Origin of the sequence: Streptomyces sp. NBC_00341 (assembly GCF_041435055.1) — a bacterium.
In the GTDB taxonomy this organism is placed as follows: domain Bacteria; phylum Actinomycetota; class Actinomycetes; order Streptomycetales; family Streptomycetaceae; genus Streptomyces.
Genome location: NZ_CP108002.1, coordinates 1,761,033 through 1,773,739 on the forward strand (window position 1 = coordinate 1,761,033; position 12,707 = coordinate 1,773,739).

General features: G+C 69.8%; 12 protein-coding genes. 6 read left to right on the forward strand and 6 right to left on the reverse strand.

The annotated features are described in order from the left end of the window. Nucleotides 1-4 precede the first annotated feature (4 nt). Entirely contained in the window at nt 5-772 is a 768-nt protein-coding gene (fabI, locus tag OG892_RS07810; RefSeq protein ID WP_371628760.1) for an enoyl-ACP reductase FabI, read from the reverse strand. A gap of 5 nt (nt 773-777) precedes the next feature. Beyond that, the gene (gene fabG, locus OG892_RS07815; protein ID WP_311306481.1) at nt 778-1,497 is read right to left on the reverse strand and encodes a 3-oxoacyl-[acyl-carrier-protein] reductase; all 720 of its coding nucleotides are present in this window, start codon (nt 1,495-1,497) and stop codon (nt 778-780) included. 246 nt (nt 1,498-1,743) lie between these two features. Here fabG and OG892_RS07820 point away from each other — a divergent pair, with 246 nt between their 5' ends. The 3 genes from OG892_RS07820 (at nt 1,744) to tyrS (ending at nt 6,104) form a co-directional block, all read left to right on the forward strand. Further along, nucleotides 1,744-3,267 carry a TldD/PmbA family protein gene (locus OG892_RS07820; RefSeq protein ID WP_327336240.1) on the forward strand — a complete coding sequence of 508 codons (1,524 nt, stop codon included), beginning with the start codon at nt 1,744-1,746 and terminating at the stop codon, nt 3,265-3,267. 82 nt (nt 3,268-3,349) lie between these two features. After that, a complete protein-coding gene (locus tag OG892_RS07825) occupies nt 3,350-4,744 on the forward strand; it encodes a metallopeptidase TldD-related protein (RefSeq protein WP_371628761.1) in 1,395 nt (464 codons plus the stop codon). 91 nt (nt 4,745-4,835) lie between these two features. After that, the gene (gene tyrS / locus OG892_RS07830) at nt 4,836-6,104 is read left to right on the forward strand and encodes a tyrosine--tRNA ligase (RefSeq protein WP_371628762.1); all 1,269 of its coding nucleotides are present in this window, start codon (nt 4,836-4,838) and stop codon (nt 6,102-6,104) included. Between the two features lie 120 nt (nt 6,105-6,224). Here the strand turns inward: tyrS and OG892_RS07835 are convergent, their stop codons facing one another. After that, nucleotides 6,225-6,503: a GlsB/YeaQ/YmgE family stress response membrane protein gene (locus tag OG892_RS07835; protein ID WP_024490366.1), complete on the reverse strand. Its 279-nt coding sequence runs from the start codon at nt 6,501-6,503 to the stop codon at nt 6,225-6,227. A 255-nt stretch (nt 6,504-6,758) separates the two neighbouring features. On the opposite strand from OG892_RS07835, the gene OG892_RS07840 reads away from it, so the two are divergent. Together OG892_RS07840 and OG892_RS07845 are read left to right on the forward strand one after the other, a co-directional pair. Continuing rightward, nucleotides 6,759-7,133: a DUF3099 domain-containing protein gene (locus OG892_RS07840; protein WP_371628763.1), complete on the forward strand. Its 375-nt coding sequence runs from the start codon at nt 6,759-6,761 to the stop codon at nt 7,131-7,133. Between the two features lie 266 nt (nt 7,134-7,399). Further along, nucleotides 7,400-7,639 (forward strand): hypothetical protein, encoded by a 240-nt coding sequence (locus tag OG892_RS07845; protein ID WP_327336244.1) that lies wholly within the window; start codon nt 7,400-7,402, stop codon nt 7,637-7,639. Between the two features lie 56 nt (nt 7,640-7,695). Here the strand turns inward: OG892_RS07845 and moaA are convergent, their stop codons facing one another. From moaA to OG892_RS07860, 3 genes are all read right to left on the reverse strand, one after another. Continuing rightward, nucleotides 7,696-8,685 (reverse strand): GTP 3',8-cyclase MoaA, encoded by a 990-nt coding sequence (gene moaA, locus OG892_RS07850; protein WP_371628764.1) that lies wholly within the window; start codon nt 8,683-8,685, stop codon nt 7,696-7,698. A 186-nt stretch (nt 8,686-8,871) separates the two neighbouring features. Then, entirely contained in the window at nt 8,872-10,509 is a 1,638-nt protein-coding gene (locus tag OG892_RS07855) for a cation acetate symporter (protein ID WP_371628765.1), read from the reverse strand. Next, a complete protein-coding gene (locus OG892_RS07860) occupies nt 10,506-10,871 on the reverse strand; it encodes a DUF485 domain-containing protein (RefSeq protein ID WP_371628766.1) in 366 nt (121 codons plus the stop codon). The genes OG892_RS07855 and OG892_RS07860 overlap by 4 nt, the downstream gene beginning before the upstream one ends. Before the next feature lie 300 nt (nt 10,872-11,171). Here OG892_RS07860 and OG892_RS07865 point away from each other — a divergent pair, with 300 nt between their 5' ends. Continuing rightward, nucleotides 11,172-12,707 carry a S8 family serine peptidase gene (locus OG892_RS07865; protein WP_371628767.1) on the forward strand — a complete coding sequence of 512 codons (1,536 nt, stop codon included), beginning with the start codon at nt 11,172-11,174 and terminating at the stop codon, nt 12,705-12,707.

Below are 12,707 nucleotides of genomic sequence, written 5' to 3' on the forward strand. Positions count from 1 at the left end.
AGGGTCAGGCGCCGATCATGTGCACGCCACTGTCGACGTGGACGATCTCGCCCGTGGTCTTCGGGAAGAAGTCCGACAGCAGCGCGACGATGGCGCGGCCGGCCGGCTCCGGGTCCGACATGTCCCAGGCCAGCGGCGCACGGGTGTTCCACACCTCGGCCAGCTCGCCGAAGCCCGGGATGGACTTGGCCGCCATGGAGCCGAGCGGTCCGGCCGAGACCAGGTTGCAGCGGATGTTGTCCTTGCCCAGGTCGCGGGCGAGGTAGCGGGAGGTGGCCTCCAGCGCGGCCTTCGTCGGGCCCATCCAGTCGTACTGCGGCCAGGCGAACTGTGCGTCGAAGGTGAGGCCGACGATCGAACCGCCCTCGGCCATCAGCGGCTTGCACGCCATGGCGAGGGACTTCAGCGAGAACGCCGAGACGTGCATCGCCGTGGAGACCGACTCGAAGGGGGTGTTGAGGAAGTTGCCGCCGAGCGCGTCCTGCGGCGCGAAGCCGATGGAGTGGACGACACCGTCGAGCGAACCGAGCTCGTCGCGCACCAGACCGGCCAGCCGGTCGAGGTGCTCGGCGTTGGTCACGTCCAGCTCGATGACCTTGGCCGGCTTGGGCAGCTTCTTGGCGATGCGCTCGGTGAGCGTCGGCCGGGGGAAGGCGGTAAGGATGATCTCCGCGCCCTGCTCCTGGGCCACCTTCGCGGCGTGGAACGCGATGGACGACTCCATCAGCACCCCGGAGATGAGGATGCGCTTGCCGTCGAGAATTCCGCTCATGGTGATCAGTGACCCATGCCCAATCCGCCGTCAACAGGGATGACGGCTCCAGTGATGTACGACGCGTCGTCGGAGGCGAGGAAGCGCACCGCGGCGGCGATCTCCGCGGGCTGCGCGTACCGCGCGAGCGGCACCTGGGCGACGATGCCCTTGCGCTGCTCCTCGGTGAGCGCCTGCGTCATGTCGGTGTCTACGAAGCCGGGTGCGACGACGTTGAAGGTGATGTTCCGCGAGCCCAGCTCACGGGCGAGCGACCGGGCGAAGCCGACCAGGCCGGCCTTGGACGCGGCGTAGTTCGCCTGCCCCGCCGAGCCGAGGAGGCCGACGACGGAGGAGATGAGGACGACCCGGCCCTTCTTGGCCCGCAGCATGCCCCGGTTGGCGCGCTTGACGACTCGGAAGGTACCGGTGAGGTTGGTGTCGAGTACGGACGTGAAGTCCTCCTCGGTCATCCGCATCAGCAACTGGTCCTTGGTGACACCGGCGTTGGCGACCAGCACCTCCACGTTGCCGTGCTTCTCCTCGATCACCTTGTAGGCCTGCTCCACCTGCTCGGCGTCGGTGATGTCGCAACGAACCGCGAGGACACCGGCCTCGGTGAGGGCCCGGGGCGGCTCGCCGGAGCGGAAGGTGATCGCGACCTTGTCGCCGTTGTCGACGAAAGCGCGGGCGATGGCGAGGCCAATGCCCCGGTTTCCTCCGGTGACGAGAACCGAGCGGCTCAACGGATCACCCTTTCCATAGCTGTCTGGTACCTCGAAAAACCTATCGGTACCGCCCGCTTCCCGAGCAATCGGCCTCTGACAGCGCCTTCCCCCGGGCGCTGTCGGGTTCCTACAGTGTCGTTCCGGCCCCGCTCCGGCCCTGCCCGGCCGGGGACCCGGCCGCAATTCGGCTGTGCCGCCCCTGCGGCCGTGCTTCACTGCCCCGTAAACGAACCGAGGGTATGTGAAGCAGAGGAGAGGCCGCTCGTGCCCCATGAGGTAGATCAGTCGTTCCTGGCCCTGCCGCTGAGGCCGCTGGCCGACGCGGCGCTCGCCCGCGCGCGGGCGCTCGGGGCCGTGCACGCGGACTTCCGCTTCGAGCGGGTGCGCAGCGCCACCTGGCGGCTGCGGGACGCCCGCCCGGCCGGGGCGTCGGACAGCACGGAGCTCGGGTACGCGGTGCGGGTGGTGCACGGCGGGGCGTGGGGGTTCGCCTCCGGGGTGGACCTGACGATGGACGCGGCGGCGAGGGTGGCCTCGCAGGCCGTCGCGATGGCGAAGCTCTCGGCGAAGGTGATCGCGGCGGCGGGCTCCGACGAGAGGGTGGAGCTGGCGGACGAGCCGGTGCACGGGGAGCGGAGCTGGGTCTCCTCGTACGAGATCGACCCGTTCGACGTACCGGCGCAGGAGAAGGCGGGGCTGCTCGCCGAGTGGAGCGGCCGGCTGCTGGGGGCGGCGGGCGTCGCGCATGTGGACGCCTCACTGATGACCGTCCACGAGAACAAGTTCTACGCGGACACGGCGGGCACGGTCACCACGCAGCAGCGGGTCCGGCTGCATCCGCAGTTCACCGCGGTGGCGGTGGACGCGACGAGCGGCGAGTTCGACTCGATGCGCACGATCGCGCCGCCGGTCGGGCGCGGCTGGGAGTACCTGACAGGGACCGGCTGGGACTGGGACGCGGAGCTGGAGCGGATTCCGGGGCTGCTGGCCGAGAAGATGCGGGCGCCGAGCGTCGAGGCGGGGACGTACGACCTGGTCGTCGACCCGTCGAACCTGTGGCTGACCATCCACGAGTCGATCGGGCACGCCACGGAGCTGGACCGGGCGCTGGGCTACGAGGCGGCGTACGCCGGGACCTCGTTCGCCACCTTCGACAAGCTGGGCAAGCTGGCGTACGGCTCGCCCGTGATGAACGTGACGGGCGACCGCACGGCCGAGCACGGGCTCGCGACGATCGGTTACGACGACGAGGGCGTCGAGGCCCAGTCGTGGGACCTGGTGAAGGACGGCACACTGGTCGGCTACCAGCTGGACCGCCGGATCGCGAAGCTGACGGATCTGGGCCGGTCCAACGGGTGCGCCTACGCGGACTCGCCGGGCCATGTCCCCGTGCAGCGGATGGCGAACGTGTCGCTGGCGCCGGATCCCGGCGGGCTGTCCACCGACGATCTGATCGGCGGGGTGGAGCGCGGGATCTACGTGGTCGGTGACCGGTCGTGGTCCATCGACATGCAAAGGTACAACTTTCAATTTACCGGGCAGCGGTTCTTCCGGATCGAGAACGGCAAGCTCGCCGGGCAGCTGCGCGATGTCGCGTACCAGGCGACGACGACGGACTTCTGGGGCTCGATGGAGAAGGTCGGCGGCCCCCAGACCTACGTCCTGGGCGGCGCCTTCAACTGCGGCAAGGCCCAGCCCGGCCAGGTCGCGGCCGTCTCGCACGGCTGCCCCTCCGCCCTCTTCCGAGGCGTGAACATCCTCAACACGACGCAGGAGGCCGGACGATGAACGGCGCGCACCGAACCGGCTGGGGGTCCGGGGGTCGTCCCCCGGGGCAGCACAGTCTCAACACGACGCAGGAGGCCGGACGATGAGCCGCGTCAGCAAGCCCTACGAGATCGTCGAGCGCGCTCTCGAACTGTCCACCGCCGACGGCTGTGTGGTCATCGCCGACGAGGAGTCGTCGGCCAACCTTCGCTGGGCGGGCAACGCGCTCACCACGAACGGGGTGACCCGGGGCCGCACCCTGACCGTCATCGCCACGGTCGACGGGGCCGAGGGAACCGCGTCCGGGGTCGTGTCCCGGGCCGCGGTCACCCCGGCCGACCTGGAGCCGCTGGTGCGGGCCGCCGAGGCGGCCGCGCGCGGGGCCGGTCCGGCCGAGGACGCGCAGCCGCTGATCACCGGGGTGCCGTCGTCCCCCGACTTCACCGACGCCCCGGCGGAGACGGACTCCGACGTGTTCGCGGCGTTCGCCCCCGCGCTCGGGGACGCCTTCGCGCGGGCCAGGGCCGGTGGCCGGGAGCTCTACGGCTTCGCGAACCACGAGATGACCTCGACCTACCTCGGTACGTCGACCGGGCTGCGGCTGCGCCACGACCAGCCGAACGGCACGCTGGAGCTGAACGCCAAGTCGCCCGACCGCTCGCGCTCGGCCTGGGCGGGGCGTGCGACCCGCGACTTCAAGGACGTCGACCCGGCGGAGCTGGATGCCGAGCTGGCCCGGCGGCTCGGCTGGGCGGAGCGCCGTATCGAACTGCCGGCCGGACGGTACGAGACGCTGCTGCCGCCGACCTCCGTGGCCGATCTGCTGATCTACCAGCTGTGGTCCGCGACCGCCCGGGACGCCGCCGAGGGCCGGACGGTGTTCTCCAAGCCGGGCGGCGGCACCCGGCTCGGGGACACGCTGTCCCCGCTGCCGTTGTCGCTGCGCAGCGACCCGCACGCCGCGGGGATCGAGTCCGCGCCGTTCGTCATCGCGCACTCCTCCGGTGACGGCGCCTCGGTCTTCGACAACGGGCTGCCGCTGACCCGCACCGACTGGATCAAGGACGGGCGGCTGGAGCAGCTGACGACGACCCGGCACACCGCGGGCCTGACGGGGCTGCCGCTCGCCCCGGCGATCGACAACCTGGTCCTGGAGGGCGGCGGTGAACGGTCGCTGGAGGAGATGGTGGCCGCGACGACAGGGCCCGCGCTGCTGCTGACCTGCATGTGGTACATCCGCGAGGTCGATCCGGCGACGCTGCTGCTGACCGGGCTGACCCGGGACGGGGTGTATCTCGTGGAGGGCGGCGAGGTGGTCGGTGAGGTGAACAACTTCCGCTTCAACGAGTCCCCGGTGGAGCTGCTGTCCCGGGCCACGGAGGCCGGGCGCACCGAGAAGACGCTGCCGCGCGAGTGGGGCGACTGGTTCACCCGGGCCGCGATGCCCGCGCTGCGCATCCCGGACTTCAACATGAGCTCGGTGAGCCGGGGCGTGTGACCGGCCTAGACTGGCCGATGCCTTTCGATCCACGTATCGACAGACCTTTCGACAGACCTTTCGATACACGTAGCTGAGGAGACACGGAACCGTGACGGACATCGTCGACGAGCTGAAGTGGCGCGGGCTGTTCGCCCAGTCCACTGACGAGGACGCCCTGCGCAAGGCTCTCGCGGACGGTCCCGTCACGTTCTATTGCGGCTACGACCCCACCGCGGCGAGTCTGCACGTCGGCCATCTGGTGCAGGTGCTCACCATGCGCCGGCTCCAGCAGGCCGGGCTGCGGCCGCTCGCCCTGGTGGGCGGGGCCACCGGCCAGATCGGTGACCCCCGGCCGACCGCGGAGCGCACGCTGAACGACCCGGAGACCATCGCCGCCTGGGTGTCGCGGCTGCGGTCCCAGATCGAGCCGTTCCTGTCCTTCGAGGGCGAGAACGCCGCGGTCATGGTGAACAACCTGGACTGGACCGCGGGCATGTCCGCGATCGAGTTCCTGCGGGACATCGGCAAGCACTTCCGGGTCAACAAGATGCTCACGAAGGAGTCCATCGCCCGCCGGCTGGAGTCCGACGAGGGCATCAGCTACACCGAGTTCAGCTACCAGCTGCTCCAGAGCATGGACTTCCTGGAGCTGTACCGGCGGCACGGCTGCACCCTCCAGCAGGGCGGCAGCGACCAGTGGGGCAACCTCACCGCGGGGCTGGACCTGATCCACCGCCTGGAGCCGGGCGCCGAGGTGCACGCGCTGGCGACGCCGCTGATGACGAAGGCGGACGGGACCAAGTTCGGCAAGTCCGAGAGCGGTGCCGTCTGGCTCGACCCGGAGATGACGACGCCGTACGCGTTCTACCAGTTCTGGCTGAACGTGGACGACCGCGACATCTCGCGCTACATGCGCATCCTCAGCTTCCTGAGCCCCGCCGAGCTGGAGGAGCTGGAGAAGGTCACGGAGGAGCGGCCTCAGGCCCGCTCCGCGCAGCGCGCGCTGGCCGAGGAGCTGACGACGCTGGTGCACGGCGCGGACCAGTGCGCCGCGGTCATCGCCGCGTCGAAGGCCCTGTTCGGCCAGGGTGAGCTGGGCGGGCTGGACGAGGCGACGCTGGGCGCGGCGCTCTCCGAGGTGCCGCACGCCCGGGTCACCGAGCTGGGTCCGCTGGTGGACCTGCTGGTGGAGGTCGGTCTGGCGCCGAGCAAGTCGGGTGCGCGCCGCACGGTCAAGGAGGGTGGCGCGTACGTGAACAACGTCAAGGTCACCGACGGCGAGGCGGCACCGGCCCGCGAGGAGCTGCTGCACGGGCGCTGGCTGGTGCTGCGCAGGGGCAAGAAGAACCTCGCGGCCATCGAGGTCACGGCCGGCTGAACCGGGCCGGGGAGCACAGCGGCCGGTCACGCGTCACGCGTGACCGGCCGCAGCCGTTCGGTGTCCAGGTGCTCAGGCGCCGAAGCGCTCAGTTCCTCAGGCGCTCAGCCACTGAGGCGTTCAGGTCTTCTGTCGTCTGCTGCCTCGGATCGATGCCCACAGCATGTCCCCGACACCGACCACCACCACGGCGCCGATCAGCTGGAGCACATGGCGCGTCCAGTCGATGCCCTTGGTGTCGTTGACACCGATCCAGGTGGCGACGGCATTGCCGAGGATGCTGCCGATCATGCCGAAGATGACCGTCAGCCAGAGTGGGATCTCCTGCTTCCCCGGCAGGATCGCCTTCGCGATCAGGCCGAGCACCAGGCCCACGATGATTGCCCACAACCAGCTCATACCGCCTCCTCGTGCGACGCGGTGTCGCGATGTGCGATCAGTCTCGGCCCCAGGCGGGTGCACCGCATGCCGGAGGGGTCCGTACGTGCGGTGAGCGGGATTCGTGGCGCGCCCCGGTCTCGAACACGCCGGATGCCGGGCGTACCGTGGGAGCGGTCCGGATCCGGGGAGCGTCCGGCGTGGGAACGGGGTCTCCCCCGGTTCGTGTGCGGGCGAGGCGAAGACGCGGGCGCGGGGAAGTCGGGTGGAGGCGGGATGGGCAAGCAGAGCGGTTCCGAGGTCTTCCGGATCACGGGGGCCCGACAGGGGCTCGCGGAGGATGTGCGCGGCAGGCAGCGGCGCTACGTGATCTCGATGTCCGTGCGCACGGTCTCCGTGATCGCCGCGGCGGCCCTGTGGAACGTGGAGCGCTATGTGGCGATCGTGGGGCTGGCGCTGGGCGTTCTGCTCCCGTACGTCGCGGTCGTCATCGCCAACGCGGGCCGGGAGAACTCCCCCGCGCTGCCCTCGACCTTCGTCCCGGCCCCGACCCGGCTCGCGCTCGGCGCCGCACCGGTGGCGGGTCACGCCGAACCCGGCCCGGAGGCGGAGCAGCCCTTCCGTACCCCTGATCCGCAGGGTCACAGCTGAACCGGTACGCCCCGGTATTGATCGGTTTCGCGACGGGTCCAAGCTCAAGAAAAGCTCAGATCAATCATGAAGTTCCAGTGCCCCGCACCCCTGTCTGCGTGACATACTTCAAAAGCGCTCCGCATCCCCCGTCGGAGCGACGGACCGACGCCGGGCAGCTCCCCCCGTGGCTGCCCGGCGTCGCCTTTTCTCCGGCGGGGGATGCTTCGGGCCGGCCGCCTCCGCGGTCGGCCTAGGGCCTCGCGGGAGGCCCTAGGGTTGAGTCCGTGAACTCCCCTGAATCCGCGGCCGAGAGCGCTGCCGAAGCCCCCGTCTGTTCCGCCAAGGGCTGTCGTGCCGACGCCGTGTGGGTGCTTGCCTGGAACAACCCGAAGCTGCACACCCCGGACCGCCGCAAGACCTGGCTGGCCTGCGACGAGCACCGGGAGCACCTGTCCTCGTTCCTGGATCTGCGGGGCTTCCTGAAGGACGTGGTGACACTGAAGGAGTGGGAGTCGCCCGCCTGACGGCCCCGCCTGACGGCCCTGCCTGGCACCCCGCCTGAAGGCCCCGCCCCGGCGCGCTACCCGCCGATCGCCGACATCGGGCGGTCCGGCTGCAGGAAGGACGGGTCGTCCAGGCCGGATCCGGCCTTCTTGCCCCACATCGCGAGCTTCCAGATCCGGGCGATCTCCTCGTCCGGCGCGTCCGACCGCAGTGCGCCGCGCAGGTCGGTCTCCTCGCGGGCGAACAGACAGGTGCGCACCTGTCCGTCGGCGGTGAGCCGGGTGCGGTCGCAGGCCCGGCAGAACGGCCGGGTGACCGAGGCGATGACGCCGACCCGGTGCGGTCCGCCGTCGACCAGCCAGCGCTCCGCGGGGGCGGAGCCGCGCTCGTCCCGGCCCTCGGGGGTCAGCTCGAAGCGGGTGCGCAGCGACTGGAGGATGTCACCCGCTGTGATCATTCCGTCGCGCTTCCAGCCGTGCTGTGCGTCGAGCGGCATCTGCTCGATGAAGCGGAGCTGGTAGGCGTTGTCCACGGCCCAGGCGAGCAGGTCCGGGGCCTCGTCGTCGTTAAGTCCCGGCATCAGGACGGTGTTGACCTTGACCGGGGTGAGCCCGGCCTCCCGGGCGGCTTCGAGGCCGGCCAGGACGTCGTGGTGCCGGTCGCGGCGGGTGAGGGTCTTGAACACGTCGGGGCGCAGGGTGTCCAGCGAGACGTTGACCCGGTCCAGTCCTGCGGCCATGAGCGCCGCGGCGGTCCGCTTCAGCCCGATCCCGTTGGTGGTGATCGACATCTTCGGGCGGGGCTCCAGGGCCGCGCACTGTTCGACGATGGAGACGAGTCCGGGGCGCAGCAGCGGCTCGCCGCCGGTGAAGCGGACTTCGGTGATGCCGAGCTGCGTGACGGCGATGCGGACGAGGCGGACGATCTCGTCGTCACTCAGCAGGTCCGGCTTGGCCAGCCACTGCAGGCCTTCCTCCGGCATGCAGTACGTACAGCGCAGGTTGCACCGGTCGGTGAGTGACACGCGCAGGTCGGTGGCGACCCGGTCGTAGGTGTCGATGAGCATGGTGGGCCCCCTCCTCCGGCTGAATTCCCGGTTGCGGTTACTGGCTCTTTCGAGACTACGCGAGGCGTGTGACATCGCAGGGGCCCGTTTGACACGAGGTACGCCGCGGCCGCGTCGTAGGACTCTACGACGCGGCCGCGGCGGGGGATCGGTGCGAAAGACGAACTCCTGGGTGAACTTCTGCTCTCAGTGGGCTCCGATGCCGGTGAGGGACTTGACCTCCAGCTCGGCGTACTTGCCCTTGTCCGGCTCCTCCTTCGACAGGAGGGAGCCGAGCCAGCCGAGCAGGAAGCCCAGTGGGATCGAGATCAGGCCGGGGTTCTCCAGCGGGAACCAGGCGAAGTCGACGCCCTTGAACATCGAGGTCTTCGCGTTTCCGGAGACGACCGGCGAGAACAGCACCAGGATCACCGAGCTGGCCAGACCGCCGTAGATCGACCACAGCGCGCCCTGCGTGGTGAAGCGCTTCCAGAAGAGGCTGTAGAGGAGCGTGGGCAGGTTGGCGGAGGCGGCGACGGCGAAGGCGAGCGCCACCAGACCGGCGACGTTCATGTCGCGGGCGAAGGCGCCCAGCAGGATCGCGGCGGCGCCGATGAAGACGGTGGCCCAGCGGGCGGCCCGCATCTCCTCCTTCTCGGTGGCCTTCCCCTTGCGGATGACGTTGGCGTAGATGTCGTGGGCGAAGGAGGACGAGGAGGCGAGGGTGAGGCCCGCGACGACGGCGAGGATGGTGGCGAAGGCGACGGCGGAGATGACGGCGAGCATGACGGCGCCGCCGGTGGAGCCGACCCCGCCGAGGTACTCGGCGAGCTGCGGGGCCGCCGCGTTGCCCGCCGGGTTCTTCGCGATGATCTCCTTCGGTCCGATGAGCGCCGCGGCGCCGAATCCGAGCGCGATCGTCATCAGGTAGAAGGCACCGATGATGCCGATGGCCCAGTTGACCGACTTACGGGCGGCCTTGGCGGTCGGCACCGTGTAGAAGCGGATCAGGATGTGCGGCAGGCCCGCGGTGCCCAGCACGAGGGCGATACCGAGGGAGAGGAAGTCCAGCTTCGAGGTGCCGGTGGCGCCGTACTTGAGTCCGGGCTCCAGGAACGACGCGCCGTGGCCGCTCTTCTCGGCGGCGGTGCCCAGCAGGTCCGAGACGTTGAAGTCGAACTTCCAGAGCACCATGAAGGTCATCAGGATGGCGCCCGCGATGAGCAGCACGGCCTTGACCATCTGCACCCAGGTGGTGCCCTTCATGCCGCCGATGGTGACGTAGACGATCATCAGTACGCCGACCAGCGCAACGATGAGGATCTTTCCGGCGTCGCTGGTGATGCCGAGGAGCAGGGAGACCAGCACACCGGCGCCGGCCATCTGCGCCAGCAGGTAGAAGATCGAGACGATGATGGTGGAGACGCCCGCCGCGGTGCGTACGGGGCGCTGCCGCATCCGGTAGGCGAGGACGTCGCCCATGGTGTAGCGGCCCGAGTTTCGCAGCGGTTCCGCCACCAGCAGCAGGGCGACCAGCCAGGCGACGAGGAAGCCGATCGAGTAGAGGAAGCCGTCGTATCCGAAGAGGGCGATGGCTCCGGCGATGCCGAGGAACGAGGCGGCGGACATGTAGTCGCCGGAGACCGCGAGTCCGTTCTGGAAGGCGGTGAACTGCCGTCCTCCGGCGTAGAAGTCGGAGGCGCTCTTGGTCTGCCGGCCGGCCCAGACGGTGATGCCGAGCGTCGCCGCGACGAAGACCGCGAAGAGCGTGATGATCAGCGGCCGGTGCTCGGTGGTGGAGGAGGCGGCGAGTACGGCGGTGTGGGAGTGGTACGCGGCGCTCATACGTCGGCCTCCATACGGGACTTGATGGCCTCGGCCTTCGGGTCCAGCTTCGCGTTGGCGTGCCGCGAGTAGAACCAGGCGATGAGGAAGGTGGTGAGGAACTGGGCGAGGCCGAAGACGAAGGCCACGTTGAAGTTGCTGTACACCTTGGTGCCCATGAAGTCGCCGGCGTAGTTGGACAGCAGTACGTACAGCAGGTACCAGAGGACGAAGGCGATGGTCAGCGGGAAGGCGAACGAGCGGTGCGAGCGGCGCAGTTCGCCGAATTCCGCGCTCTCCTGCTCCGCGACGAAGGCCTCGGTCGTGGGCTGGGCCGGCCCTTTCTCCGTACTGCCCTCGGGCGGCGGTGCATCGGTAGCCACGGAATCTCCTCGCGACGCGGGTGCGGTGGTGGTGGGGACGGTGGTTTTCACTGGGGACCTCGGTATCGGGGGGTGATGGTGCGCCTCCCCTGACAACGGCACGCGGCCCGCGGCGAACCGGTTCAACGCACATGCGCACTCTTCCGCCGGTCTCCAAGTCACCCCTTCGGACGCCGTGGTGGAGACGGGTTCTCCCGAACTCATTGATGAGCCGGGATGATCAGCGATAGCTTCACTGGTCATGTACGCGACTGGACACGCCCGTGTCCGGTCGACCGGCACGGATGATGTGGAGACCCCATGGCTCATCTGAGATCCGGGCGGACGCGCGCACTGGCGCTGCCCGTCGGACTGGCCCTCACCGTCTCGCTCGGCTTTCTGCCGACGGGTTCCGCGTCCGCTTCCGCGGTGGACGGCCGGACCGCTGCGGCGGTGCCGGCGGACGGACCGAAACTGTCGTACGTGGTGAACACGCGGGGCGGCCCCGGCACCGTCAAGCAGGTGCGCAAGGCGGTGGAGCGGGCTGGCGGCACGGTGGTGATCGCCTACGACCGGATCGGCGTCCTCGTCGTCCACTCGCAGAACCCGGACTTCGCGCAGTCCGTCCGCAGGGTCAGGGGCGTGGATTCGGCGGGCGCCACCCGCACCAACCCGATCGTCCCGCAGGCCACCAAGGACATCGGGGTCCAGCAGCCGCTCACCGCCGAGCAGGAGCGGACCGCCGCGGCGCGGGCGACGGCGGACCAGGATCCGATGGAGCCGCTGCAGTGGGACCTGCCGGCCATCAAGGCGGACAAGGCGCACCAGAAGTCACTGGGCAGCCGGAAGGTCACGGTCGCGGTCATCGACACGGGCGTCGACGACACGCATCCGGACCTCGCGCCCAACTTCGACCGGTCCGCCTCGGCGAACTGTGTGACCGGCGCACCGGACACCACCCCCGGCTCCTGGCGCCCGAACGCCGGTGAGAGCCCGCACGGCACCCATGTCGCGGGCACCATAGCCGCGGCGAAGAACGGCATCGGGGTGACGGGCGTCGCTCCGGGGGTGAAGGTCGCCGGTATCAAGGTGGCGAACCCGGACGGATACTTCTACACCGAGTCCGTCGTGTGCGGCTTCATGTGGGCGGCGGACCACGGTGTCGACGTCACCAACAACAGCTATTACACCGACCCGTGGATGTACAACTGCAAGGACGACCCGGACCAGGGCGCACTGGTCGACGCGGTCGCCCGTGCCACCCGGTACGCGGAGAGCAGGGGCACGGTCAACGTCGCCGCGTCGGGCAACTCCGCCGAGGACCTGGCGGCCGACACGATCGAGGACTCGGGCAGCCCGAACGACGGCGACACCACCACGCGGACCATCGACCCGAAGAAGTGCTTCGACATCCCGACCATGCTGCCGGGTGTCGTGACGGTCTCGGCGACGGGCGCGAAGGGCCTGAAGGCCTCGTACTCGAACTACGGGAACGGCGTCATCGACGTGGCGGCCCCGGGCGGCGACTCGACGGCCTACCAGCCGCCCGAGCTGCCCGCAACGAACGGTCTGATCCTGTCCACGCTGCCGGGCGGCGAGTACGGCTACATGGCCGGTACGTCGATGGCCTCCCCGCACGTGGCGGGCGTGGTGGCCCTGATCAAGTCGAGGCACCCGTACGCGTCCGCGTTCGCGGTGAAGGCGCTGCTGACGGCGGAGGCGGACGCCACGGCGTGCGGCGCCCCGTACGACATCGACGGTGACGGCACCGTCGACGCGGTCTGCGAGGGCGGCAAGAACCGCAACGGCTTCTACGGGGCCGGTGTGGTGGACGCCCTGGACGCGGTCCGCTGGTAG